21 protein-coding genes are annotated in these 24742 nt (G+C 42.3%); 11 read left to right on the top strand and 10 right to left on the bottom strand.

Annotated features, from left to right (window positions below; translation table 11 throughout):
• Positions 1-40: 40 nt before the first annotated feature.
• The 3 genes from F899_RS11275 to F899_RS11265 all read left to right on the top strand — a co-directional run bounded on the left by F899_RS11275 (position 41) and on the right by F899_RS11265 (position 4524).
• Positions 41-478, top strand: coding sequence for a hypothetical protein (locus tag F899_RS11275; RefSeq protein WP_228127803.1), 438 nt, complete (start codon positions 41-43; stop codon positions 476-478).
• A 586-nt stretch (positions 479-1064) separates the two neighbouring features.
• Positions 1065-4040 carry a DNA gyrase subunit A gene (gene gyrA / locus F899_RS11270; protein ID WP_005222840.1) on the top strand — a complete coding sequence of 992 codons (2976 nt, stop codon included), beginning with the start codon at positions 1065-1067 and terminating at the stop codon, positions 4038-4040.
• A 67-nt stretch (positions 4041-4107) separates the two neighbouring features.
• The gene (locus F899_RS11265) at positions 4108-4524 is read left to right on the top strand and encodes a DUF4878 domain-containing protein (protein WP_034434269.1); all 417 of its coding nucleotides are present in this window, start codon (positions 4108-4110) and stop codon (positions 4522-4524) included.
• A gap of 25 nt (positions 4525-4549) precedes the next feature.
• Here F899_RS11265 and F899_RS11260 read toward each other — a convergent pair whose 3' ends face one another.
• The 5 genes from F899_RS11260 to F899_RS11240 form a co-directional block, all read right to left on the bottom strand.
• Positions 4550-5644, bottom strand: a complete 1095-nt coding sequence (locus F899_RS11260; protein WP_005222836.1) for an ABC transporter permease — start codon at positions 5642-5644, stop codon at positions 4550-4552.
• Positions 5641-6771, bottom strand: a complete 1131-nt coding sequence (locus F899_RS11255; protein ID WP_005222834.1) for an ABC transporter permease — start codon at positions 6769-6771, stop codon at positions 5641-5643. The genes F899_RS11260 and F899_RS11255 overlap by 4 nt, the downstream gene beginning before the upstream one ends.
• Complete coding sequence (locus F899_RS11250; RefSeq protein WP_005222832.1) at positions 6771-7856, bottom strand: HlyD family secretion protein; 1086 nt, start codon at positions 7854-7856, stop codon at positions 6771-6773. The genes F899_RS11255 and F899_RS11250 overlap by 1 nt, the downstream gene beginning before the upstream one ends.
• Before the next feature lie 11 nt (positions 7857-7867).
• The gene (locus tag F899_RS11245) at positions 7868-9331 is read right to left on the bottom strand and encodes a TolC family protein (protein WP_005222831.1); all 1464 of its coding nucleotides are present in this window, start codon (positions 9329-9331) and stop codon (positions 7868-7870) included.
• A gap of 129 nt (positions 9332-9460) precedes the next feature.
• Positions 9461-10387 carry a hypothetical protein gene (locus F899_RS11240; protein ID WP_005222829.1) on the bottom strand — a complete coding sequence of 309 codons (927 nt, stop codon included), beginning with the start codon at positions 10385-10387 and terminating at the stop codon, positions 9461-9463.
• Between the two features lie 254 nt (positions 10388-10641).
• On the opposite strand from F899_RS11240, the gene serC reads away from it, so the two are divergent.
• On the top strand, positions 10642-11724 hold the full coding sequence (gene serC / locus F899_RS11235) for a 3-phosphoserine/phosphohydroxythreonine transaminase (RefSeq protein ID WP_005222827.1): 1083 nt from the start codon (positions 10642-10644) through the stop codon (positions 11722-11724).
• A gap of 608 nt (positions 11725-12332) precedes the next feature.
• Here the strand turns inward: serC and F899_RS11230 are convergent.
• Positions 12333-13262 (bottom strand): hypothetical protein, encoded by a 930-nt coding sequence (locus F899_RS11230; protein WP_004815058.1) that lies wholly within the window; start codon positions 13260-13262, stop codon positions 12333-12335.
• Between the two features lie 229 nt (positions 13263-13491).
• Here F899_RS11230 and F899_RS11225 point away from each other — a divergent pair, with 229 nt between their 5' ends.
• Together F899_RS11225 and F899_RS11220 are read left to right on the top strand one after the other, a co-directional pair.
• The gene (locus tag F899_RS11225; protein ID WP_163165409.1) at positions 13492-13995 is read left to right on the top strand and encodes a YaiI/YqxD family protein; all 504 of its coding nucleotides are present in this window, start codon (positions 13492-13494) and stop codon (positions 13993-13995) included.
• Between the two features lie 15 nt (positions 13996-14010).
• Complete coding sequence (locus tag F899_RS11220) at positions 14011-14913, top strand: DMT family transporter (RefSeq protein ID WP_005222823.1); 903 nt, start codon at positions 14011-14013, stop codon at positions 14911-14913.
• A 10-nt stretch (positions 14914-14923) separates the two neighbouring features.
• Here the strand turns inward: F899_RS11220 and F899_RS11215 are convergent, their stop codons facing one another.
• Positions 14924-15490, bottom strand: coding sequence for a PilZ domain-containing protein (locus F899_RS11215; RefSeq protein WP_004815068.1), 567 nt, complete (start codon positions 15488-15490; stop codon positions 14924-14926).
• 26 nt (positions 15491-15516) lie between these two features.
• Here F899_RS11215 and F899_RS11210 point away from each other — a divergent pair, with 26 nt between their 5' ends.
• The 3 genes from F899_RS11210 (at position 15517) to F899_RS11200 (ending at position 19978) form a co-directional block, all read left to right on the top strand.
• Positions 15517-16752, top strand: a complete 1236-nt coding sequence (locus F899_RS11210; protein ID WP_004815071.1) for a lipoprotein-releasing ABC transporter permease subunit — start codon at positions 15517-15519, stop codon at positions 16750-16752.
• The gene (gene lolD, locus F899_RS11205; RefSeq protein WP_005222821.1) at positions 16745-17428 is read left to right on the top strand and encodes a lipoprotein-releasing ABC transporter ATP-binding protein LolD; all 684 of its coding nucleotides are present in this window, start codon (positions 16745-16747) and stop codon (positions 17426-17428) included. Before F899_RS11210 ends, lolD begins: the two co-directional genes overlap by 8 nt.
• Positions 17429-17524: 96 nt before the next feature.
• Complete coding sequence (locus F899_RS11200) at positions 17525-19978, top strand: DNA internalization-related competence protein ComEC/Rec2 (RefSeq protein WP_005222819.1); 2454 nt, start codon at positions 17525-17527, stop codon at positions 19976-19978.
• Here the strand turns inward: F899_RS11200 and F899_RS11195 are convergent.
• Positions 19965-20975: a lysophospholipid acyltransferase family protein gene (locus tag F899_RS11195; protein WP_005222817.1), complete on the bottom strand. Its 1011-nt coding sequence runs from the start codon at positions 20973-20975 to the stop codon at positions 19965-19967. The two genes, F899_RS11200 and F899_RS11195, sit on opposite strands and share 14 nt — an antisense overlap.
• A 128-nt stretch (positions 20976-21103) precedes the next feature.
• Here F899_RS11195 and sppA point away from each other — a divergent pair, with 128 nt between their 5' ends.
• Both sppA and F899_RS11185 read left to right on the top strand, forming a co-directional pair.
• The gene (gene sppA, locus F899_RS11190) at positions 21104-22126 is read left to right on the top strand and encodes a signal peptide peptidase SppA (protein ID WP_004815079.1); all 1023 of its coding nucleotides are present in this window, start codon (positions 21104-21106) and stop codon (positions 22124-22126) included.
• On the top strand, positions 22123-22929 hold the full coding sequence (locus F899_RS11185) for an alpha/beta fold hydrolase (protein WP_005222815.1): 807 nt from the start codon (positions 22123-22125) through the stop codon (positions 22927-22929). Before sppA ends, F899_RS11185 begins: the two co-directional genes overlap by 4 nt.
• 56 nt (positions 22930-22985) lie before the next feature.
• Here the strand turns inward: F899_RS11185 and purN are convergent, their stop codons facing one another.
• Positions 22986-23615 (bottom strand): phosphoribosylglycinamide formyltransferase, encoded by a 630-nt coding sequence (gene purN / locus F899_RS11180; RefSeq protein WP_005222814.1) that lies wholly within the window; start codon positions 23613-23615, stop codon positions 22986-22988.
• Positions 23616-23619: 4 nt separating this feature from the next.
• A complete protein-coding gene (purM, locus tag F899_RS11175; RefSeq protein ID WP_005222811.1) occupies positions 23620-24690 on the bottom strand; it encodes a phosphoribosylformylglycinamidine cyclo-ligase in 1071 nt (356 codons plus the stop codon).
• Positions 24691-24742 lie beyond the last annotated feature (52 nt).

Raw genomic sequence — 24742 nt, 5'->3', positions numbered from 1 at the left:
CCTGAATACAGTTTAAAAGACGCTCTTGCGTGAGTGGTAAGTGAATGCTTACTGCTCTGCTCAGGGGCGTTTTTTATTTATAATGAAAATGAATAAAATAATAATCAAATTTTTTATGTTGCCTCTATATCAGCCTTTAATCGAAAATGCTCGATTTTATCGATTGTTTTGTTCAACTCTAATACTATTTGTTCTTGCTGTATTGGCTTATTTGATCATCTTAATACAGATCGCTGGACTGTGGCTTATTTTTGCTGCCTGTAGTTTTGTAGGGTTTATCCATTTGATCTATTTGAATGTGCTTTCAGATGCACAGGTGCTTGCGAAAGCAGAGCAATGGATCGAGCTTGATAATCAGCGATTTCAGAACAGTGCTTATGGTATTCAAGGCGATGCGCTGATGGTATTGGCGCTTATTCTTCCTTTTGTATTATCTACGTGGTTGTTATATGGATGTTCTAAATTATTTAAAAATTAAGTATGAAAATTTGAATAATGATTAGAAAATTGGACTGAAAATAAAGATTAGATGTGTTGCTTTTGGTACTTAATAGGGCAGATATTAAGCGAGCTTTAGAAGATTTAAAAGTAATACTAATATTCATATTTTAATTTACTTGCCGGTTTGGCAGCGTCTCCCTGTGAACTTTGATGGTCTGTCGCCCTGACGCATGCTGGTGATATTAATTATTATCCAGTATTTAATTACCTGGCTATTGATGCAGCTGGATTGCATGCAGGAAAATCTTCTTTGTATGCTTGATCAAGAAAGGAACAGTGGATTCAGTACAAGATATTTCCGTGCATAAAATGCGATAATTCAAGCTAAGAATGAACCTCTGTGTGCAGAGGTTTTTTTATGCGTTAAAAATTGTGAAGTGGTTAAAATTTCTACCAAAAATCCTTTGGATAGTTGGGTCTGAAACGGCTTAATTTAGCCTGATTTATGCTATACTGTCCGACTGAATTTTAAATATTGGTTCAGCGTTTTTTGAACCAATTTATAGCTGGATTTACGACATATAAATACAGGTCAAACAGGGCCTGTAGAATAAGGAGTATGCATGAGCGTATCGGAAATTAGACCGATTGCCATTGAGGATGAACTTAAAAGCTCATATCTCGATTATGCGATGAGCGTGATTGTGTCACGTGCATTGCCAGATGTACGAGATGGTTTAAAACCGGTTCATCGTCGTGTGCTTTTCGCAATGCACGAATTAGGCAATGACTATAACAAAGCATATAAAAAATCTGCACGTGTAGTCGGTGACGTGATCGGTAAATATCACCCGCATGGTGATTCTGCTGTTTATGAAACGATTGTCCGTATGGCACAAGACTTTAGCTTGCGTTACCAGTTGGTTGATGGCCAGGGTAACTTCGGTTCTGTCGATGGTGATAGTGCAGCGGCAATGCGTTATACCGAAGTACGTATGCGTAAGCTGACCCATGAGCTCCTTGCTGATCTTGAAAAAGATACAGTGGAATGGGAAGATAACTACGACGGTTCTGAGCGCATTCCACAAGTCATGCCGACGCGTATTCCTAACCTGTTGATTAATGGTGTTGCTGGTATTGCCGTAGGTATGGCGACCAATATGGCACCGCATAACATGACTGAAGTCATCAATGCGTGTTTAGCCTATGCCAATGATCCGAATATCAGCATTGAAGGGCTGATGGAACATATTTCGGGTCCAGATTTTCCTACTGGCGGTATTATTTACGGTAAATCGGGTATTGTAGATGCCTACCGTACCGGTAAAGGCCGTTTGCATATCCGTGGTAAATACCACATCGAAGAAGATGCCAAAACTGGCCGTAGCACGATTGTATTCACTGAAATTCCTTATCAGGTCAACAAAGCGAGAACCATTGAGCGTATTGCTGAGCTGGTAAAAGAGAAAAAACTCGAAGGGATTTCTGAACTTCGTGACGAATCTGATAAAGAAGGGATGCGTATTGCGATTGACCTGAAGCGTGGTGAAAACGCTGAAGTGATCGTGAACAACCTGTTCCAGAATACCCAGTTAGAAAACTCATTCAGCATCAACATGGTTTGTCTGGACAATGGCCAGCCGAAATTGATGAATCTGAAAGACATCATTGCTGCGTTTATTCGTCACCGTCAAGAAGTCGTGACACGTCGTACTATGTATGAACTGCGCAAAGCACGTGAACGTGGTCATATTTTAGAAGGTTTAACCGTTGCTCTGGCAAATATTGATGCCATCATCGAAACTATTAAAACTTCTGCCAACCCGGCTGAAGCGCGTGAGCGTTTGCAAACAGGTGAGTGGGCAGCAGGCGGTGTAGCAGCCTTGCTCGAAAAAGCGGGTGCTGTTTCTGTACGTCCTGATGAAATTGAAGGCGAAGATCCAAACCGCCCGTTTGGTATTGATGGCGATGTGTATCGTTTATCTCCGACTCAAGTTAACGCGATCATGGAACTACGTCTCCATCGCTTAACTGGTCTTGAGCAGGATAAACTACAAGCTGAATATTCTGAAATCTTGGGTCAAATTGCTGAATACACTGCCATCTTAAATGACTTCAACTTATTGATGAATGTAATTAAGGAAGAGCTGGCACTGATCCTTCAGCAATATGGTGATGCACGTAAAACAGATATTGTTGAATCTCGTATCGACTTCTCTCGTGAAGATCTGATTCCTGAAGAGCAAATGGTTCTGACCGTTTCAAAAACAGGCTATGCGAAAACTCAACCATTATCTGACTATGCTGCTCAGCGTCGTGGTGGTCGTGGTAAGTCTGCAACCAGCATGAAAGAAGATGATTACATCCAGCACATGGTAGTGACGTCGAATCATGCCACTGTGCTTTGCTTCACCAATGTCGGTAAGGTTTACCGTCTGAAAGTTTATGAAGTACCACAAGCTTCGCGTGGCGCCAAAGGTCGCCCAATGGTGAACTTGTTGCCGCTGGATGACAACGAAACCATTACTGCTATCTTGCCAGTGATTGATGCACCGAAAAAATTCAAAGAACGTCTAGCTGACTTCAAAGCATTTGTGAAGGCTAATGCTGCCCAACTTCAAACTAATGAAGTGATCAATAGTCACTTTGCTGCACTAGAAGCTGCTCTTGCTGAATCTGAAGATGGTGCAGATGATATTTCTGATGCACTGCGTGTTCAATTAAAAGAATTAGGCTTAGCACTTTCTACGACTGATCTTGATGATGACATCATCAATGACTTTGCTCAGCAGGCTGAAGCTGTTCGTAAGAACTTCTATGTGTTTATGGCGACTGAGTACGGTACGATTAAACGTGTAGAACTGGAACAATTCTCAAATGTTCGTTCAAACGGTTTACGTGCGATTGAACTGAATGGCGATGACACCTTAATTGGTGTTGCGATTACCGACGGTGAACAGCAAATCATGTTGTTCTCGAACGAAGGTAAAGCAATTCGTTTCGCAGAGACTGACGTACGTTCAATGGGTCGTTCAGCCAAAGGTGTACGCGGTATGCGCGTGACCATCGGTGCTTCTCAGGTTGAAGATGCAGAAGATGCAGATGTTGAATCTGATGATGAAGATACAACTGAAGCTAACTTCATTAGTCGTATCGTATCTCTGGTTGTTGTACCTGAAACCGGTGAAGTGCTGTGTGCTTCTGCAAATGGTTATGGTAAACGTACCCCAGTGGATGACTTCCCGACCAAAAAACGTGGCGGTAAGGGTGTAATTGCAATCAAGACCTCAGAACGTAACGGTGAGCTGGTCGGTGCGGTTGCGATTGACGCATCTAAAGAACTGATGCTAATTTCTGATGGCGGCACTCTGGTTCGTACCCGTGCTTCTGAAGTGGCACAAACTGGCCGTAATGCACAAGGTGTTCGTCTGATCCGTCTGGCTGAAGATGAAAAACTGGTTGGTGTAGAAGCGATTGAAGCCGTTGAAGATGAAGAATTGGATGTATTGGAAGAAACAGAAGTTTCTGAAGATCATCTGGCTGAAACTCCTGAGGCTGTAGATGCGGCTCAAGATGGCGAAAATACAGCAGAAGACTAAGTCTTCAATTCTTATAAAAAGGGCGCTTCGGCGTCCTTTTTTACAGACTTTACTGGAAATGACCATGATGAAAACTAAATTGATGTCACTTGCTGGGCTAGCTCTTCTTGCCGGCTGTAGCACTAACGAGCAGGTAGCAGATCCAAGTACAGCCCAAGCCCAGGCAGCAGAAATTGCCTATAACGACTTGCGTGATGGTAAATATGAAGAATTTTTAAGTTATCTGGATCCGAAATTACAGCAGTATTTTCAGGAAAATCAGAAAACCATGAAGAAGTTTTCGCATTCCATTCCTGACGGTGAGTATAAGTCTAAGACATTGATGGTAAAGACTTTTGTTGAAAAATCAGGTCAATCAAGTGAATACAAGGTCAGCTATGAAATCGCTTATCCAAACAATCTGGTGCAATACGATGTCAGCTTTGACAAGCCCAACGGCAGCAGCAAAATCCAGAACTTTTATATCCGCGTATATGGGGAATAAGCTTTTAGCTTAACAGGGTTCAAGCTTATTTAATGCGTGAGCATAGGCGATAATAACCTAAGCTAAAGCAAAAAAATCCAACAACCAGCAGATAGGCGAATTTCCCCAAAATCATGCTGGTCGGTACGCCCATCTGATTCAGTTGAATAAACATCTGTACGATCTGTGTGGAAGGCAAGGCCTGTCCAAACATTTGCATCCAGACGGGCATCGCAGCATGTGGCCAGGCGACCCCGGACAGCATAAATAAGGGAATTGAGGTAAAGACAATAACATGTCCGGCACGCTCTGGCATATCCAGAAAACTGGCGAACAGGGTTGTTATACCGATGATGCAGAATACAAAAACCGGAACAGCCAGCAGCATGCCCCAGAAATTCCCGCCACGTGGATAGTCAAACAACCAGAAGGTGAAGCCAAACAGGTAGTAGCACCCCAGACAGCCAATGGTCAGAATTGCCAGACTGATTCCACATAAGGTCGTCAAATTGATTACCTGTTTATTTTCACGATACAGCGCAATCAACATGCTCAGTCCCAGAAAAATCGTCTGATGAATAATCAGTGGGGCAACTGCTGGAAATACATAGCTCCCATAGCCAGAAAGTGGATTAAATAGTGGAATCTGGTGAATCGATAGGGCAGGAGAGAAATGCGAAATTTCGCTAAAGCGTTCTGCATATTCACTTAAGGTATTTTCGACAGAACCAACCAGGCCTAAACCAATCTGTTTGGTAATCAGGAAATTCGCTGCACTTAAATACAGTCCAATCCCGCCATTTTCACCATGTCGAATGGATTGTGAAAGGTTGTCTGGTAATAATAAAATCCCGTCAGCCTTTTGAGCCTCTACCCACTGTTTGGCCTCCGCAAAATTTCCGGTGACTGCCTTGATCTGTACATTCGGGCTTTGGCTAACATGACTGATAATAGTATTGGTTAGGTCGCTTTGCTCTTCATCGACAATAATAATGGGCAAGGCTTCGGCGTGTTCAGCCTTATACGCGGTTGGATAGAAAAAACTGTAAAACAGTACAGATAGGATTAACGTAGTAAAAATACTGGTATTGCTAACAATATCTTTAAAAGTTTTACAGTAAGCGGCCCAGAGTGCTTTCATGTGGACACTCCTTTCGCTATTTTCTTTAAAAATACATAGGCCAATACAGCATAAAGCACCACATAGGCGGTCAGTATGAACATTGGTTGAGCTGAGAGATATAAGGGACTACCAATCACCCATTGTTCAGTCTGTAATTTGGCATAAGGTGTATAGGGAATAATATTGGCCCAGAGCTGGGTAAACAGTGGCGCATTATTGAGAGGCAACGTTACACCGGCGAAGCTGAGCGATGAGCCACCATAGACTGCCAGCAAACCAAAAGATTTGCTTAGATCCTGCGTTGCCAGTACGACCGCGCTACTGATAAAGGCATAGGCACTATAGAATAGGACTTGTGCCAATAAAATCAGCCATAATGAACCAGCAATAAACCAGCCACGAAACTCCACCATCCACAGCATCCAGACCCAGGTCCAGAAACAGAAAATCGCGATATAGACCAGATTTTTAGACAGTAATACTGACCAGAGATTTTGTCCATTAATCCAATGATTAAAAGTATGACGCTTGATTTCCTGTCCTACAGCAAACGCCACACAGCAGCACAATAATAGATGCAAAATTGCCGGAACCATATAAGGTTCCAGATAAAATTCATAATTTAATTGCGGGTTATACAGCGGGGAAATTTTAATATTAGGTGTCGGTGCATCCAGATAAGGTAGGGTATTACCCAGATACTGCCTGCCAGTAAATTCCGCCATTGCCTGAAGCGTGCTCAATAACATAGCCGAAGAAATAGTATTGCCAATACTAAAATAGCTCTGATTAAAGGCAATACTAATTTCAGCATCCTGGGCTGTGACTAATCGTTGTTCTGCGCCCGCAGGAATATGGATATAACCCCAGATTTTATTCTGATTCAGCAGTTTTTCTACTTCAACGGTCTGATCAGAAACGATATATATCTGTAAGGTATGATTTAGCGATAAATGATCATAAATCCGGGTACTCAGGCGGCTTTGATCCTGATCAATAATCGCAATCGCTAAATGATCGGGCTTGCCTTGAGCAAACATGCTGCCGAGTAAAATCAAAATGCAGGCAGGGGCAAGTACAACCAAGGCCAGATCCCATTTTTCCCTGAGTAAATAGCACAGTTCGCGCCGGATACCTGCCCACATTATTTTGAAGACTCTTGCAGCTTAAACAGCACACTCATGCCAACTTTCAGTTCAGGAATTGTAGTCGCTGGTACAAGGTGGACTTTGAAGCTGCGAACATCATAGCCACCAGTCTGACGTGTGGTTTTAATGGTGGCAAATTCACCTTCAGCACTAATACTTTTTACTTTAAATATTGCGTTTTTATTGAGTGCCGGGATAAAACCTTCGAGCTGCTTTTGTTCACCTAGAGAAGCATATTGGTCTTCACGAATATTCACACTGACCCAGCGTTCTGCCGAAATCAGACTGACCACAGGTACTGCGGTTGCAACCAGCTCAGAGAGATTGCCATAGGTTTTAGATACTGTGCCATCAATAGGCGCCAGTAGTTCGGTCTCTGCTTCCAGGGCATTGGCTTCAGCGACTGCTGCACGGGCAATGTCGACCTGTGCATCTGCTGAACTCTTCTGTTCTGGTGTGCTGCCACGTTTAGCGCGAATATATTGCTGATAAGCAGCTTCGGTCATCTGGGAGGCAGACTGTGAGGCAGCAAATAGCTCATCTCGGCGTTGACGGGAAATTACACCTTCTTGAAACAGGTTTGCACCGCGCTGATAAGAGGTTTTTGCCAGCTGTTCCTGTGCTTTGAGAGATTGCCAGTTGGCATACAGTGAAGCGACATTTTCTTCTTGTGATCCGCGTTCGGCTGTCGATTGTAAGGCTAAGGCAGATTGCAAGCTTGCTAATGCCTGCTGTTTTTTCGCTTCTATTTCAGGGCTATGCAACTTAACTAATACCTGACCTTGCTTGACGTCATCACCTTCCTGCACATAAATTTTTTCAATCCGGCTTGGAACTTTGGTCGCGATCTGTACGGTTTCAGCCTCAACCCGACCTTGCAGTTCGATGTCTTTGGGCTGATAAGTTTTCCACAAGCCAAAGCCAATTAAAACCAGGATGACTGGAATCAGACCTAACAGCAGGTATTTCTTGGTAGATTTGTCCTGTTTAGTTTCAGCAGGACTTTCTTTGGGTGAATCGATGTGATTCATTTCTGAAGCCGGTTCATCAACAGGAAATTCTGGCTTTTGCTCATCAGTCATGTTTGGCTCCATTAACGAATATAGTGAGTATTGGCATGTTGCATATAGTCTGGAAATTCAGTAATTGAGCCATGGCTTTGCAATAAAGTGGCAAGTGATATGACGTATTTATAGGCATTCAGGGCCATTTCAGCTTTCAGGCCACTCAACATATTTTGCGCATCAATTACCTGTGTCGCGGTGCCAACATCTTCCTTAAAAGACAGTTGCTGAATACGCAGATTTTCTTGTGCTGCTTTCAGGTTTCGTTGTAATAACAGATCACTTTGCTGGGCGCTGACTGCTTCACTAAATGATTTATAAATCAGGCTCTCAATTTCCTGCTGGGTACGGGCCGTCATCAATTCTGCTGCATGGCGCTTCAGTTCGGCAGCCTGAATATTCTTGTTTTTATCAATGCCGGAAAATAAGTTATAACGTGCTGCAACGCCGACAATCCAGTTCTGGTTTTCATCTAGGCTATATTCACCAAAGGCAAATACATTGGGTCTTTTTGTTGCCTGCTGGGCTTTAACATTGGCTTTGGCCAGCTCAGTATCCATTTTCATCTTTTTAATAAGCGGGGAGTTCTGGCTAAAACTGCTGAGCAGAATATTTACATTTTGAGGTTCAGCACGATTTACAAATAAAGGTGTGCTCAGTTCGGTAATATGGCTGTCCTGTAGAAAATTATTCAGCTGGAATAAGGCAGCATTCAGATTCGCCTGCGTATTTTGTTGTGTTCGATCAGCATTGTTGCGCGCCACTTCAAACTGCATACGCTGACCCTTACTGATGAATCCCTGCTGTTCCATTTTCAGCGCATTACGGTAATGTTGTTGCATGGCATTTGAGTTAAAACGTGCGGCTTCCAATAACTGTTTTTGCAGTTGCACATTAAAATAAGCCTGAATCAGTTCAAAGCGTTGTGTATCCTGCTGTTGCTGGTTGCTCAATTCACTGCGTCCCGCCTGAATACTGGCTATTTCTTTGGCACTACGGGTAAGTCCGCCGGTATAAAGTGGCATCATCACTGAAATAGTAGGGCGAATAACTTCATCTCTAAGTACAACATTGGATGAATCTGGAATTAAACCAACACCATCCTGAATAGGTTGCTTCAGGCTTTCTTTAAGCGGGTCGGCAATAGCCTGGTCTAAATTAAACTCATCAATTTTATTATTTAAGCCATTGGTAAGTGACTGCTCAAGGTTATTTTTAACAGCACCTAAAGGAATGTCTAATTCATTACGAAAGGCATAGGCACGGACATTCAGATCAATCCGTGGCAAACCAATGCCTTTAACCGCTTCTGCTTCCAGTTTTGCAGCCTGTTCCAGATTCTGGAAAGCCTGACTGGTATAGGAACGTTGCAGCAGTTGTCGTTCTGCATCCTGAAAGCTGATAGTTTGTGCATAGGCAAAGCCGCCATACATCATGGATGCAAGTAAAGACAGACCCCAGTAAACATATCGTTTATTTTTCTTCATATTCATAAAGTAAAGATGCAAAATTACATTAAATCAGTTTTATGGGCATTATAAATCAAGTGCTTGTAGGTTAGGAGAAAAGGAAGGTTATAGTATTGTTTCTATGATAAAAGAAAAGGATGCATTTGCATCCCTTCAATCCTCTTTCTTACCTTTTCTTTTTAAATAACGTTTTCTAGCTACTTTTTCTCTATATTCTTTAAGAAGTCTTGGATTTGAGGCTATTAATTTATCCATATTCTTTTTATTACCTCTGTATTCAGGATGTTGTTCCCTAAGCTGTTTTGCTTTTACTCTTTTTTCTCCAGTACTCTTAATCGAATAAATAAATGAAGCTAAAGGGAATTTAGTTAAAGCTTCATTCTTATATATAGGAGTGGCGATATTGGTAAATAAGTAGTTGTGACTGTAGCTAATTATGCTATCTAGAATCTGAGAAGGAAGTAGTACAACAGGACCATAACATTTGTTTATTCCCCATGGAGCATGAGGTAATTCAAATTTAGATTTTTTCCACTCTCGTGTACTGTCGCAGAAATAATAAAAATATTGACTAGTTTCTTCTAAAGGAATCCCTAATTTTAAACACTGATCTTTAGTGTATTCAGCAAAGTGTTTTAGGCAAATATTTGTAGTAATGTCTGAAATAGTATCTGCACCAATTCCTTCAGTTACTAAGATTAAATCTTCCAAATCTTCTAAATTTCCAGTTTTAGCGGCTTCAGAAGCTTTTAAGCACGATATAATTCTTTCAACTTTAATATCTTTAGAACCTCTACCATTAACGCTATTTTTTGAAACACCAATTCCAGTAAATTTAGGTTCTGAAAAATGGGAACAGAGTCGAAATGCTTTATCATTATCTTCATTTTTTAATGCAAGCATTAGTTCTTCCATGAAAATTTTTTGTGTTTGTAATGCTCTTTTTGAATAATCATCATTAGCCCAAGTTAGATAATAGCTATCAATAAATTGTGGGCTATCTTTTTCAAGGTCAGGGTTAAAAAATTCCACTTTTACTGAGAGAGGAGAAATTTTAAAAAAATCCAAAAATGTACTCATATTACAATCCTAGTTAATTGATTTGTATAAAATATCACCAAATCAAGAGATTGTTTATTAAGTAATCAATTTTCGCGACGCAGATTGTCGTTTAAATATTAATCAATAGCTTGGGTTGTTTAATTTATCCCTCGAATCTACATTGATTTTTTGACTCTATCTTCATTCATGGATTGAAATAATTTTGTGCAAGCTAAGCCCAGATATGGTTAAATGCCATCATTTTATTGTGTTTCACTCTGAAAGGAAAAATCATGCGCGCGTACAACTTCTGTGCTGGTCCTGCTGCATTACCTACTGCCGTTCTTGAAAAAGCTCAAGCTGAAATGCTCGACTGGCAGGGCAAGGGTCTTTCGATCATGGAAATGAGTCACCGTAGTGCAGACTATGTCGCGGTTGCTGAGAAAGCAGAAGCAGATCTACGCAAACTCATGAACATTCCTGAGAATTATAAAGTATTGTTCTTACAGGGTGGTGCATCGCTACAGTTCTCTGCAATTCCGTTGAACTTGTTGGGTAAAAACAACAAGGCTGACTATATCCATACTGGCATCTGGTCTGAAAAAGCATTGAAAGAAGCAAAACGCTATGGCGACATCAATGTCATTGAAGCAGGTACTAAAACTGCTGATGGTAAATTAGCGATTACTGAGCAAAGTACCTGGAACTTGTCAGATGATGCTGCTTATGTGCACTATGCAGATAACGAAACGATTGGTGGCCTGCAATTTGCCCATATTCCTGAAACTGACAAGCCATTGGTATGTGATTTCTCTTCAAGTATTCTATCTGCGCCAATCGATGTAACTAAATTTGGCCTGATCTATGCCGGTGCACAAAAGAATATTGGTCCTGCTGGTCTGACGCTGGTGATTATCCGTGAAGATCTATTGGATCAAGCGAAACCGGAAATTCCAAGCATCCTGAAATATGCAGATCAAGCGAAAAACGGCTCTATGGTGAACACTCCATCAACTTATGCCTGGTACCTGTCAGGTCTGGTATTTGAATGGTTGTTAGAGCAGGGCGGTGTAGACGCAATTTATAAAGCTAACCTCGCAAAAGCTGAACTGCTGTATGGTTATATCGACTCTAGCGATTTCTATGCAAACCCGATTGCTAAAGAAAACCGTTCAATGATGAACGTGCCATTTACTTTGGCGAAACCTGAACTGGAAAAACAGTTCCTGAAAGAAGCTGAAGAAAATCATCTGTTGAACCTTGCAGGTCACCGTTCAGTAGGTGGTATGCGTGCAAGTATCTACAATGCGGTTCCGCTTGAAGGTGTTCAGGCACTGGTAAAATTCATGGATGAGTTTGCAAAACGCAATGCTTAAATCCAGCATGCAAAAAACCCAGCTCAGGCTGGGTTTTTTTATCTTCCGATTCTGAAAATTAAAACACGAAAAGATGAAGTAGAAAGGCGCAGATCAGCATGCCCAAGGCAAAAAACAAGCATGACATCATGTCAATGTCATAGCTCGAGCGAAGATGATGCTCGACTTGATGTAAATTTTCTTCCTGTACGATTTTCATAGATATTATTGTCCGATCTATTTATCGTTAATTACTATTTGTTATGAGCCTTTTTATCATAAAAAATTGGTTAAATAAAGTACATTCTTAATTTAACTGCATAAAGTTATTATTTTTTTATCCATTAAATAAATCTATTTATTTAATCCTGCGAAAGCAAGAGTCACTGTTTACAGGGTATTGCCAATATCATAAATAATATTCGTTATTTTAAAAAATGAATTTATTTGAATTTAAAATTGTGGATAAGTGATTAATTTGTGAATTTATAAAGTGTATTTAGAAGAGTAAGTTGTGGATAAAATAACCAGCTCAATAAAAATCATTAATTAAAATCTTTATTTAAAAAAACAGGAGATATTCAACGGATGTGAATATTTCCTGTTTTTGAATTTAAACTGTAAAATTTTTAGGCTTTGCTATAAATGTTGGCCTGAATCCATAGATTGCCACGGATATATTGCCCGATACTAAAGTCTTTATGTGCTGGATTGCGTGTAGCAACACGGAGCAGGGTGGCAGGACGACCTTCATCATGAATCAGGGTGACATCATAAAGTGTGTATTCCTGATCCATAAATTGCATTGAAGTCTTACCGACAATATTGCCCTGGAACCACGCTTCATCTTCCTGACCAATGGTTTCACCATAGAGGTAAGCCACCATTTTAGAGAAATCCACAGTAACCGGAGCTTTATCATCTTCAGATTTAGGTTCCCACGCATCAATCTGTTCCTGCAGATTTTCAGGTGCAACGCCATTGTTGGCTGCCAGAATATCATTCAGCGCACGGTGGTGCTTGATTGAAGCCGGATCATCGACAATCAGATGTTCATGTTCCGCTACAGGCTCGAGTTCATAAGCCCAGGCATTCAGATTCACCAGATAATTTTGATCTTTATCGTATTGTGTATGATTGACGCTATACAGACTGTCAAACGCATACACAATATTGTTCAGACCCAGATTCAGGCGTAATACGGCTTGAGTATTAGACTTGCAGCTGATAATCCGTTCAATTTGTGCCTTCACTTTATAAGGACTGTCGAAGCATGGAAAAGCGGTTTTCACAGCTTTGGGTTTATTGCTTTCCACCTCAATGATCTGGCTTAACTGCACAGTGGCCTTGCTCGGACCCTGAATCAGCCAGGTGTTTTCATCCATATCGCATTCTTGTTTGCAGAGACCCATCGGCATGACCGGGGCATCAAGTGCCTGAGTTAACCACTTCGGTACATCGGTACCTGGATTGTCTGTAAGGAGATTCCAGTGTTCAACATGACTACCGAAGTTTTGATCATCGATAGTGATGATCTCAGGACTATTTGAATTTTTCATATGCACAATTGATCTGGGATTGCTTATTTATAGTTAATCGAGGGTCATTCTGATTTTTCAAGTCAATCAGATGAATTTTAAAATTAAATTGCCATCAGATTCTTGTCAATTCTTATTCGCAGTCTAGAGATCAGCATAGTTGTAATTGTCCAAAGGGTGTACCAAACATGGTCATATCAAAAGGGTATAAAGAAAACCGGAACGATGAGCACTGCATTTGCTAGAATAGATGACATTCATTTCTATCCCGGACCCATGCGTGTTGCCATTTAAACTTTGGGTAGATGCCGATGCATTACCCCGTATTCTTAAAGATGTCATTATTCGCGCTTCAGACCGTTATCAGCTTGAAGTGACTTTTGTAGCAAACCAGCCTGTAGGGATCACTCCTTCAATTCGTATTAACTCGATTCAGGCACTCAGTGGTGCCGATGCGGCAGATCAGGAAATTGTAGATCGCATGAATGAACATGACATCGTGATTACCCAGGATATTCCGCTGGCGGCACAGGTCATTGAAAAAGGTGGTATTGCCATTCATCCACGAGGTGAAATCTATACCACGGCGAATGTCAAAGCGCGTCTGCATTTACGTGATTTTATGGATACGCTGCGTGGCGCAGGGGTACAAACTGGCGGACCGCCACCAATTTCTGAGCGTGATAAACGCGAGTTTTCCAGTTCACTCGATCAAACCATTCAAAAGCAAAAGCGTAAAACAGCTGCAAAATAACGAGAAAATTTTCAAATGCCCAAACAAAGTAACCTGATGGTAACCTATGCCTTACTGGTTTTCATCTGGTCCACCACACCACTGGCAATTGTCTGGAGTGTGGAAGATCTGCATCCAATGTGGGCATTGGCAATCCGGTTCTTTCTGGCTCTGCCTTTGGCTTTGGGACTACTTTGGCTGTTTAAAACCCGGTTACCATTTGATCGTGTTTCCTTGCACAGCTATCTGGCAGGGGCCTGCAGTTTTATCGGCTCGCAGACCTTTACCTATTGGTCTACAGACTATCTTAGCTCCGGTATCATTGCCCTGATGTTTGGTCTTTCACCTGTGATTTCCGGCCTGATTGGGCGCTTCATGTTTGGGATGCATCTTTCTCTCAATCAATGGCTAGGGATGACAATTGCCTTAATAGGACTTTCCATCATTTGTCTGGGGGATGCAGATCAGCATATTCAACCAGTCGGGATTGTGATTGCGCTGATTGGTGTGCTGGTTTATTGCATGTCCATGTATTGGGTGAAAAAGATTAATGCGCCAATTGACCCGATGGCACAGGCAGCAGGCTCAATTGGCTTGTCGGTAATCTTCTCTATCGGTATGCTGCCTTTTATCTGGCAATACGCACCTACTGCCATGCCACATGCCAAGAGTCTATTTGGATTAGGGTATGCCGTAATAATGGCTTCGCTGATTGCGATGTTCTGTTATTTTAAACTAGTACAGAAGATCAAACCGACTACTTTGTCGCTTACCAATGTATTGACACCGATGTTGGCACTAATGATAGGCGCTTTACTGAATAATGAAAAATTGCCCCTCATTGCTTTGGTGGGGGTCGTAATTTTATTGTCTGGTCTTGTTGTATATTTCCTGAAAGAAATTCGGGCGAGCATTCAGGCCCGTCATAAAAAGCAATAATTTAGTCAGATTATGGAATTTCGTAAGCTTTCACACATTCGCTAATTTTTGCCCGATCCTGTGGATGTAGAGTAATGAAATAAGCCCCAGTGCGGAATTGGCCATTATCTTCGGCACGGCTATAAACCACTTGCGCTGTCGCTGCAATATGGAAGAAGTTCTCCGGATGGCTTAAGGTCAGGTGAATATAGGTGCCTTCCTTGATGAGATGTTTACTAAAAAAGCTTAAGCCAGACTCGGAAAAGTTCACATCTTCAGGGACAGGTAACATGCTCTGTACAATTGAATCGTATAAAGACCCGGTGATCAGGTTTAATTTTTGGTTAAATAAGGATAAGATTCGAGCAATTTGTTGATCTTTTTCAGCTAATTGTTCTAATTCGTAGTTGAGTGCATGATCAAATTGATCTAACTCAGCAAGTAGTAGAAAATAGCGGGGCAATACGAAATTAGCATCGTAAGGATCATTTAAGGCTACATCATCGGAAATAATCTGATAATTAATTCGTAAGGCAGCATCGATGCGTGACATGACACGTCTTTCAGTAACTCCATGCTGATGCTGTAAATTTTCCATAATTTATTACCTCGGACTAGATGGTTATGTTCAAACCAATCTCGCTGTACATAGGGTTGAAATATACTCGCGCACGGCGCAGTAACCACTTTATTTCTTTTATCGCTTTAGTCTCTATGATCGGCCTCACGCTTGGTGTGGCAGTCCTCATTACAGTACTGTCTGTAATGAATGGTTTTGATCGAGAATTAAAAAATCGTGTCTTAGGAATGATACCTCAAGCTACTGTTTCTTCAACACAAATTTTAACAAATTGGCCTGAACTTGCAAAAAAAATTGAACAACATGAACATGTTCAAGGTGTTGCTCCATTTACCCAGTTACAGGGAATGTTGACTGCGCAAGGGCAGGTTGCCGGGATCATGGTCACAGGAATCGAACCAGATTATGAAAAGAATGTTTCTATCATTCAAAATCATATGGTTGAAGGCAGTATCGATCAGCTGAAAAAAGGCGAGTTCGGAATTGTGCTCGGCAAGCAGATGGCAGACTCCATGGGGGTCGGTTTAAACGACAGTATTACCCTGGTATTACCGGAAGCCACGCCGTCACCTGCTGGTGTAGTGCCACGCTTTAAGCGCTTTAATGTGGTCGGAATATTCAGCATTGGTGCAGAAGTGGATTCAATGATGGGCTATATCGCCTTGAATGATGCGGCAACTTTGCTGCGTCTGCCAGATGGTGCGCAAGGGATCCGCATGAAGCTGGATGATATCTTCCTGGCACCACAAGTTTCACGTGATATTGTCATGAATTTGCCAGCAAACTTCTATGCATCTGACTGGACTTATACTCACGGTAACCTGTTTAGTGCCATTCAGATGGAAAAGGCAATGGTGAGCTTGCTGCTGTTCCTGATTGTCTTGGTCGCAGCGTTTAATATTGTCTCCTCTCTAGTAATGGTGGTAACCGACAAAAAATCGGATATTGCCATTTTACGTACCTTAGGTGCTTCACCTGCGACTATTACCAAAATCTTCATGGTGCAGGGCACTGTCATTGGTGTAATTGGTACCTGTGCCGGCGCAATTCTGGGTATTATTGCTGCGACTAGTATTAGTAGTCTGGTGGGCTGGCTGAACAATACCTTAGGTCTGCATATGTTTGATGCCTACTTCATTAACTACTTGCCGTCTTATCTACGCTGGCAGGATGTAGTCCTGATTGTCGTATTGTCATTGGTCTTAAGTTTTGTAGCAACAATCTATCCTGCGCTACGAGCAGCCAAGATTCAGCCTGCGGAGGCATTACGTTATGAGTAATATCATTCTAGATGCCCAGAATATTCAAAAATCTTTTACCGATGGTAAATCTACAGTTGAAGTGATCCGTGGTCTGTCTTTGCAGGTGCAGGCGGGTGAATTTGTTTCAATTGTTGGTTCAAGTGGTTCAGGCAAAAGTACTTTGCTGCATGTGCTCGGTGGTTTAGATCGTCCAACTTCGGGTCACGTGATGGTGAACGGCCAGCGTTTTGATACGCTGTCTGAAGCTGAGCGCGGTTATGTGCGTAATGAGCACTTGGGCTTTGTGTATCAGTTCCACCACCTTCTGCCTGAGTTTACCGCGCTTGAAAATGTGGCGATGCCACTGATGCTACGTAAGGCCAGCAAATTCAAGGAAGTAAAAAAACAAGCTGAGTATCTGCTGGAACGTGTGGGCTTAAGTCATCGTTTAACCCATAAACCGGGCGAGTTGTCTGGTGGTGAACGCCAGCGTGTGGCCATGGCGCGTGCCTTAGTGGGGAAACCAAAATTGATGATGGCCGATGAACCGACCGGGAATCTGGATCGTAAAACTGCGGTAAAAATTTTTGAGCTACTGACCGAATTACGTCAGGAGTTCAATATGGCCATGCTGATCGTAACCCATGATGAGCAATTGGCTCAGTCAGCAGACCGTATTCTGCATATGCAGGATGGATTATGGGTGAATGACTGATATTGTCCTAAAAATATTGGAATAATCCTCTTTGATTGAAGCTCACTCCGGTGGGCTTTATTATTGCGTCATAAAATAACAATAAAAAGAAAAATCATGCTGCAATGGCTAGGTGTAGGCTGGATTCTTGGCTTGACAACAATGGGGTGGAGTAAAGCTGAATACCAGTTATCAGCAGGATCAGTCTGCTTGATTATGCTGGTATGGCTGCTTATCTACCGGGTCATCCATTTAAGGCTGCATCATGTTTATCTACGTTTTATTTCTATTTTATTTTCCTTAAGTCTGAGCTTTTTATTAGGGCAGGGCTTTGCCAATCATGCTCTTGATCAGCAATTGCAATTTATCGAGAAAGAAGTTGGGCAGCGAGAAGTTATCGTTTATATCTCCCGGCTTAACAAAATAAATACTAACATTATTCAGCAACCCTTACAGGTATTACAGCCGAATGGGACGATAGTGCAGTGGCTGGGTTCTGTTAAACAGGAAGGACCAGTGCAGGCTGCGTTTAATATGTCAAATCAACTCCAGCTGGGACAGTATTATCGACTGAATGGGGATGTACGACCGGCACATGCCTATGCCACGCCTGGTGCATTCGATGTGGAGAAATGGTATCTCGAACAAAACCTGATGGCAGGATTTCGTATTCAACAGATTCAGCCTTTAACCCAGCAAGAAGTTTATGCACTCGGTTTTAGCCAGCATTTACGCCAACAGCAAAGTTTAAGATCCCAGCTACTTCTTTGGATTGAACAAAAACGATTAGAGTTAAGAGTATTTATTTACCAACAGCCAATACGAAACAAAGGGTTGATGTTGGCTCTGCTAACGGGAGATGAGAGTTTACTGGATCCAGCAATTGAACAGCAGTTTCGCCGTTTTGGTATGAGTCACCTGCTGGCAATTTCTGGGCCGCATGTAGTGATTTTTGCACTGATATTCTGTGCGAGTCTACAGTTTTTGACAGCCAGGCTTTTTCCAGCTCTCTATCTGAAATGGCCCAGACAATATTACCTGAGTATACCTTTTTTACTTTGTGTCTTGCTGTACTGCGCCTTTGTCGGCTTTGAAATTCCGGCCTTACGTACCTTGTTGATCTGTGTGATGATCACGGCCAGTATCTGGTTGAGGCAGTATGTACAACCTTTAAAGTTACTGATCTTAAGTGCAGCAATATTACTGTTACTGGATCCTTTTAGTATTTTGTCCGCAGCTTTCTGGTTGTCTTATGGTGCCTGTTTTGTCTTGCTGCGAATTTATCAGACCATCCAGCGACAACCACGAGATGTAATCCAAAGTACAGGACAACGTCTATATTTCGCAGTAAAAGTTTTAGTCGAATCTCAGTGGAAAATTTTTGTCGCGTTATTTCCCTTAATGATTATTTTCTTTAAACAGCTGGCCTGGATCGCACCATTGAGTAATTTGTTCGCGATTCCATGGATTGGTCTACTTATTGTGCCACTGGATATTATTGCTGCTCTATTTTTCTTTATTGCAGAACCATTCGCGGCACTGGTTTTTCAAATGAACGATCTGATGATCAGTATGTTAGTTGGTTTTTTAAATCTACTGGATCATCTGTTTTCACCTGAACTGATCCTGGTCGTAATGACACCATGGCTACTGATATTGAGTGTAGTCATTCTTATAATTCTTTTTATGCCGCGTGGAGCGGTACCCAAGTCATGGGCAGCGTGTGGACTGGTCCCCATGATGGCGATACCGCTTTATCATTCGCCATTTCAATTGCATGTGCTGGATGTGGGGCAGGGTCAAAGCATCTTTATCCGTCAAGGCCAACATAACATGATGGTAGATACTGGTGGCAATTATGATGAAAGCCGTTTTAGTGTTGGTGAGCAGATCATTCTTCCATTTCTATCTGTGCAGGGAATATCTAAGCTTGATCAGCTGGTATTGACCCATTTGGATCAGGATCATAGCGGAGCTTATATACATATCCGTGGTCAACTTAAGGTTTCAGAGCTTATCGCCAGTGAACAGCCTGAACTGAATGAAAGCACTCAATTTAAATTATGTCAGCAGGGACAGTCCTGGAACTGGAATGAACAGGTTTATTTTCAGGTGTTATCACCGCGGTCAGAATCACTTAATCAGTTTAAACCTGATAAAAATGAAAATTCCTGTGTTATCCATATACAAGTTAAAGATGCCTGGCCTTATCAGCATTTTTTACTGATGGGCGATACAGGCTGGCAAACTGAGTTTCAGTTGCTAAGAGATTATCCGGATTTAAAAGTCGATGTGTTGATCTTGGGGCATCATGGTAGTCAGCACAGTTCAGCCTATCAGTTTTTACAGCATTACCGCCCCAAAATCGCGATTGCTTCTGCTGGGCGATTTAATCGTTATGGCCATCCAAGTCGATTGACTCAAGCACGATTACAAGCTTTAAATATTCCACTGTTAAGTACGCCAGAGCACGGTAGCATCGAGTTTTTTAGTAAAGAAAAACAAATACATCTTGCATCTTATCGATCAAAATATAGATGGTTGCAAAGAGAAGATTTTAAGATTCAATAGCAGTATTCGTATTTAAAGTCTGTAAAGTTTCTGCTGCAAGTTTTGCCTGTTCATCCTGATAAGCCCGGCGCAGATCATTAATTTTAGCCAGTGCTTCATCTTGTGGAATGCGATAAATGGTGCCGCCCAGAGACTCATGCGCTTTAAAGCGTTTATAGCTCCAATGGTAGTGCTCCGGGTAACGATGAATCAATTCTTCCATTTTCTTGAAAATAATCTCGGTACCCTGATTCGGGGTAGAGCTATAAATTTGCTCATCGAGGGGTTCGAAGAACACATCAAAGCCTCCTTCAGTATTACGCATTGCAAAAAGGAACAGGCATTTTGCCTTGGTCTTTTGAATCAGTTTGGCGCTGAGGTTGCTTGAGCTGAGTGGTACACCAAAAAAAGGAATATATTCACCGCCTGCAGTTGGGGTATGGTCTGGAAGGATGACTGTCGTGCCACCTTGTTTCAAGGCTTTAAAAATCTGACGAACGCCTGTTTCATCGGTGGGTAATAAGGTGGCCTGCTCACGACTCCGTGCCTCACGAACAAAGTCATCCACGGCAGGATCTTTGACCGGCTTATACATGATGCTCATTTGAGTAAATTGAGCGAGATAAGCATTCATGATTTCCCAGGTACCAAAATGCGGCACAATCAGTACCAGCCCTTTATTTGCTGCAAGTGCTTCCTCAAGTAAATGTTGTCCTTCTACATGATGGACACGTTGAAGATTTCTTTCATTGCTCGAACCCCAAATACTAAAAAACTCAAAATAAGACATCAATTCATTCCGGATTGAGGCACGCGTAATCTCTTCGCGTTGCTGCTCTGAAAGCTCCGGAAGTGCAATTTTCAGATTAAAGCGAATGGTTTCTGAGGTCTTGGAAGTCTTCAATAGATTTACAATGCCCGCAAGACTGCTTGCCATCAATCTCGTAATTGGAAGTGGAAGTCGGCTGACGAATTTAAGCAAACCATAGGTTGAATTCTTTGAGCTTTGTGCAGTCATTGAATTGATATTAAGAGCAATGGGAAGGAATAATTGAAATTTATTATAGGATAAAACTGCTGGTTTAGACAGAAATACTCAAATCGGTGTATATAATGGGCACAATATAATTATGTGTTGGATTGTTTATGTCCGATTGGCCACCAAAACCTGAAAATCAAATACAAAATACGCCACAACCTCAGCAACCAACAGGACCTGAGTGGAAACTGCTTGAAAAAGCGGTACTTGCCTCTGTAGAAGAGCAACGCCGTGCACGTCGTTGGGGAATCTTCTTTAAATTCCTGACGTTTGCCTATTTGCTGTTTATTATACTTGCCATGGGCAAAAGCTGCAGTACAGCATCGACTGATGCCACTAAAACTTCAGATGAGCATCTGGCGGTGGTTGATATTATTGGCACGATTGCATCAGACAAGCAAAGTGTGAATAGTAACAACACCATCAAGTCGCTGAAGAAAGCTTATGCAAGTAAGCAGGCGAAAGCAGTGGTTCTGAATATCAATTCTCCAGGGGGGTCACCAGTGCAATCTGATGAAATCTGGCAGGAAATTCAGTACCTGAAAAAGCAGTATCCGCAGAAAAAGCTGTATGCTGTAATTGGTGATACTGGCGCTTCGGGTGCTTATTATATTGCTTCTGCTGCAGATGAAATTATTGTCAATCCATCGAGTCTGGTCGGTTCAATTGGCGTGATCATGCCGAACTATGGCGTGAGTAACCTGATGCAGAAACTGGGCGTGGAAGACCGTACCATGACTTCGGGTGAAAATAAGGCACTACTTTCGATGACCCAGCCAGTTGATGCTGCACAGAAAGCCCATGTTCAAGGTGTGTTGGATAATGTGCATGCTCACTTTATCAATGCAGTGAAACAAGGTCGTGGAGCAAAGCTTAAATCAACTGATCCTGCAATTTTCTCTGGTCTGTTCTGGACGGGTGAACAGGCAGTACAATTAGGTATTGCTGACCGTACCGGTAGCTTACAAACCCTGAAGCGTGAGCTGAAAACTGATAAAGCCTTGAACTACACCGTTGAATATAGCCCATTTGAGTCTATCTTAGGTCGTATGGGGGCTTCCCTAGGCGAAGGTATTGCCAGCTCGGTTGCTCAGAAACTCAGTACTGAAAGTCAGACCAAACTGCAATGAAGCCAATTATTCATTTTGCGCACGCCAATGGCGTGCCTTCTCGTGTCTATCAGAAACTGTTTGATGGACTAAAAGATGAGTATGACATTATCTATGTGCCGTTGCTGGGTCCAGATAAACGTTATCCGATTGATAATCATTGGAATAGCCTGACCCAGCAAGTGATCGACAGTATCGTACGCCAAGCACAAGGTCGCCAGGTGATTGGTCTGGGGCATTCGCTAGGTGGAGCCTTAACCATGATGGCTGCTCGGCAACGGCCCGAACTGTTCGAGCAGGTGATCATGCTGGACCCACCTTTGATTATGGGACCATCTTCATTGATGCTGCATATGGCAAAAGTATTCAAGCTAAAGGCTGTAGATACGATGTCACCTGCTGCTTTGTCTTTACGCCGTCGTGATCATTGGGAATCCCGTGAGCAGGCAGCAGAATTACTACGTTCAAAGGGCTTTTATAAAGATTTTGATCAGGATTGTTTTCAAGCCTATATTGATCATGCCTTGAAAGATGACCCAGTGCGGGGTGGGGTTGAGCTGACCATTCCCAAAATGGACGAAGTGAATATCTTTCGTACCAATCCATCCTTATGGTGGTTACCGCAAGCAAAGGTCAAACTGCCGATGCATCTTGTTGTAGGTGATGAAAGCCTGTTTCATAAAAGACAGTTTCCAAGATTGGTTCAGAAGAAGTTTGGTATTCCCTTTACGGTAACACCAGGTGGACATATGTTTCCTTTAGAAAGACCGTATGAAGTCGTCGGTCTGATCAAGCAGCTCATTGCAGAGCAGTCTTTAAAGTGAAAAATGAATCATAAAAAAACGCATCCGGGGATGCGTTTTTTTATGCAGTGTATTCTTTAGAGTTTGCAGAATTGAACCGGTTCCTGCATCAACTGACCGCGATACATCACGCCAGCAGCAGTATGCTGAATGACACCTGTACAGATCCATTCCACCACTTGCGGGTAAATCAAATGTTCCAGTACATGCACGCGCTGAGCTAAAGAGTGTGTCGTATCTTGATGAGATACTTTTAAAATACCTTGAGCCAAGGCCTGACCGGCATCCAGTTCAGCGGTTACATAATGTACGGTACAGCCGTGCAGGGTATCCCCAGTATTCAGCACCCGTTGATGCGTGTGCATACCTTTGTAATTCGGCAAGAGAGAAGGATGGATGTTCACCATTTTACCTTCCCAGGCTTTAACAAATTTTTCACTTAAAATTCGCATAAAGCCTGCCAGTATCACTAAATCCACATCCCAATCTAACAGTTGCTGATGCATTACATCATCAAAGGCTTCACGATTCGGATACTGCTTGTGTTCAATGACTGCAGTCTGAATTCCAGCTTTTTGCGCACGCGCTAAAGCATAAGCTTCAGGCTTGTTGGAAATTACGCCGACAATTTGCCCTGACAGATTGGCATCAATCAAGGCTTGCAGGTTAGATCCACTGCCTGAAACAAGAACAGCAATTTTAATCATGCGATTATGCGAAGATCACACGGATTTTTTCATCAGCGCCTTCTACAGACTCGGCATTGTCCGCAATGTGACCCATCGTCCATGCTTTTTCGCCAAGGCTGTTCAGTACGTCTACAGTCTTGTCTGCATCTGCTGCGTCAACAACAAGTACCATACCTACGCCGCAGTTAAATGTACGATACATTTCAAACTGTTCTACACCACCTTCGCGTTGAAGAAGCTTGAATAGTTCAGGCCATTCCCAAGAAGACTCATTCACAACTGCTTGAGCCCCGTTTGGAAGTACGCGAGGCAGGTTACCTGGCAAACCACCACCAGTGATGTGTGCCATTGCATGCACATCTACCTGTTTAAGCAATTCAAGAATCGGTTTTACATAAATACGTGTTGGTTCCATTGCTACGTCAGCAAGTGGTCGACCATCGATGATCTGGTTTAAATCAACGTTTTTCACGTCAAGAATTTTACGAAGTAGTGAGTAACCATTTGAGTGTGCACCTGAAGATGCAACACCAACTAGCACATCGCCTGCTTTAACTTTAGAGCCATCAATAATTTTACTTCGCTCAACAACACCCACACAGAAACCTGCAAGGTCGTAGTCTTCGCCTTCATACATGCCTGGCATTTCAGCAGTTTCACCGCCAACCAATGCACAACCAGCAAGTTCACAGCCAGCACCAATGCCAGTAACAACATTTGCTGCGACATCAACATTCAAGTGACCAGTTGCATAGTAATCCAGGAAGAACAGTGGTTCAGCACCACAAACGAGAAGGTCGTTTACACACATTGCAACCAGATCCTGACCAATTGTGTCATGACGGTTCAAATTCAATGCTAAACGTAATTTTGTACCAACACCATCAGTGCCAGATACGAGAACAGGTTCTTCATAACCTTTAGGGATTTTACAAAGTGCACCAAAGCCACCAAGACCGCCCATAACTTCAGGACGTTTAGTGCGCTTAGCGACGGACTTGATTCGGTCGACTAACGCGTCTCCCGCTTCAATATCGACACCTGCATCTTTGTAGCTTAAACCAGTGTTTGGGGTAGAAGTTGAGTTGCTCATAATGAAGTCTCCGCATTCGCGGCGCTGATTATACCCGAATATACGAAACTCT

The sequence above is a fragment of the Acinetobacter sp. CIP 101934 genome, assembly GCF_000369585.1.
Classification (GTDB): domain Bacteria; phylum Pseudomonadota; class Gammaproteobacteria; order Pseudomonadales; family Moraxellaceae; genus Acinetobacter; species Acinetobacter schindleri.
Note: the sequence above shows the minus strand (reverse complement) of the source record. Positions and strands in the feature narration are given on the sequence as shown.

Excerpts from the sequence above, each read along its gene's own strand:
- F899_RS11225 (WP_163165409.1), top strand. The coding sequence starts at position 13,492 with ATGACATTCATTTCTATCCCGGACCCATGCGTGTTGCCATTTAAACTT.
- F899_RS11220 (WP_005222823.1), top strand. The coding sequence starts at position 14,011 with ATGCCCAAACAAAGTAACCTGATGGTAACCTATGCCTTACTGGTTTTC.
- F899_RS11260 (WP_005222836.1), bottom strand. The coding sequence starts at position 5,644 with ATGAAAGCACTCTGGGCCGCTTACTGTAAAACTTTTAAAGATATTGTT.
- F899_RS11195 (WP_005222817.1), bottom strand. The coding sequence starts at position 20,975 with ATGACTGCACAAAGCTCAAAGAATTCAACCTATGGTTTGCTTAAATTC.
- F899_RS11230 (WP_004815058.1), bottom strand. The coding sequence starts at position 13,262 with ATGAAAAATTCAAATAGTCCTGAGATCATCACTATCGATGATCAAAAC.
- F899_RS11215 (WP_004815068.1), bottom strand. The coding sequence starts at position 15,490 with ATGGAAAATTTACAGCATCAGCATGGAGTTACTGAAAGACGTGTCATG.
- sppA (WP_004815079.1), top strand. The coding sequence starts at position 21,104 with ATGTCCGATTGGCCACCAAAACCTGAAAATCAAATACAAAATACGCCA.
- F899_RS11240 (WP_005222829.1), bottom strand. The coding sequence starts at position 10,387 with ATGAGTACATTTTTGGATTTTTTTAAAATTTCTCCTCTCTCAGTAAAA.
- F899_RS11200 (WP_005222819.1), top strand. The coding sequence starts at position 17,525 with ATGCTGCAATGGCTAGGTGTAGGCTGGATTCTTGGCTTGACAACAATG.
- F899_RS11185 (WP_005222815.1), top strand. The coding sequence starts at position 22,123 with ATGAAGCCAATTATTCATTTTGCGCACGCCAATGGCGTGCCTTCTCGT.
- purM (WP_005222811.1), bottom strand. The coding sequence starts at position 24,690 with ATGAGCAACTCAACTTCTACCCCAAACACTGGTTTAAGCTACAAAGAT.
- F899_RS11255 (WP_005222834.1), bottom strand. The coding sequence starts at position 6,771 with ATGTGGGCAGGTATCCGGCGCGAACTGTGCTATTTACTCAGGGAAAAA.
- serC (WP_005222827.1), top strand. The coding sequence starts at position 10,642 with ATGCGCGCGTACAACTTCTGTGCTGGTCCTGCTGCATTACCTACTGCC.
- purN (WP_005222814.1), bottom strand. The coding sequence starts at position 23,615 with ATGATTAAAATTGCTGTTCTTGTTTCAGGCAGTGGATCTAACCTGCAA.
- F899_RS11245 (WP_005222831.1), bottom strand. The coding sequence starts at position 9,331 with ATGAATATGAAGAAAAATAAACGATATGTTTACTGGGGTCTGTCTTTA.
- F899_RS11265 (WP_034434269.1), top strand. The coding sequence starts at position 4,108 with ATGAAAACTAAATTGATGTCACTTGCTGGGCTAGCTCTTCTTGCCGGC.
- F899_RS11210 (WP_004815071.1), top strand. The coding sequence starts at position 15,517 with ATGTTCAAACCAATCTCGCTGTACATAGGGTTGAAATATACTCGCGCA.
- gyrA (WP_005222840.1), top strand. The coding sequence starts at position 1,065 with ATGAGCGTATCGGAAATTAGACCGATTGCCATTGAGGATGAACTTAAA.
- F899_RS11250 (WP_005222832.1), bottom strand. The coding sequence starts at position 7,856 with ATGACTGATGAGCAAAAGCCAGAATTTCCTGTTGATGAACCGGCTTCA.
- lolD (WP_005222821.1), top strand. The coding sequence starts at position 16,745 with ATGAGTAATATCATTCTAGATGCCCAGAATATTCAAAAATCTTTTACC.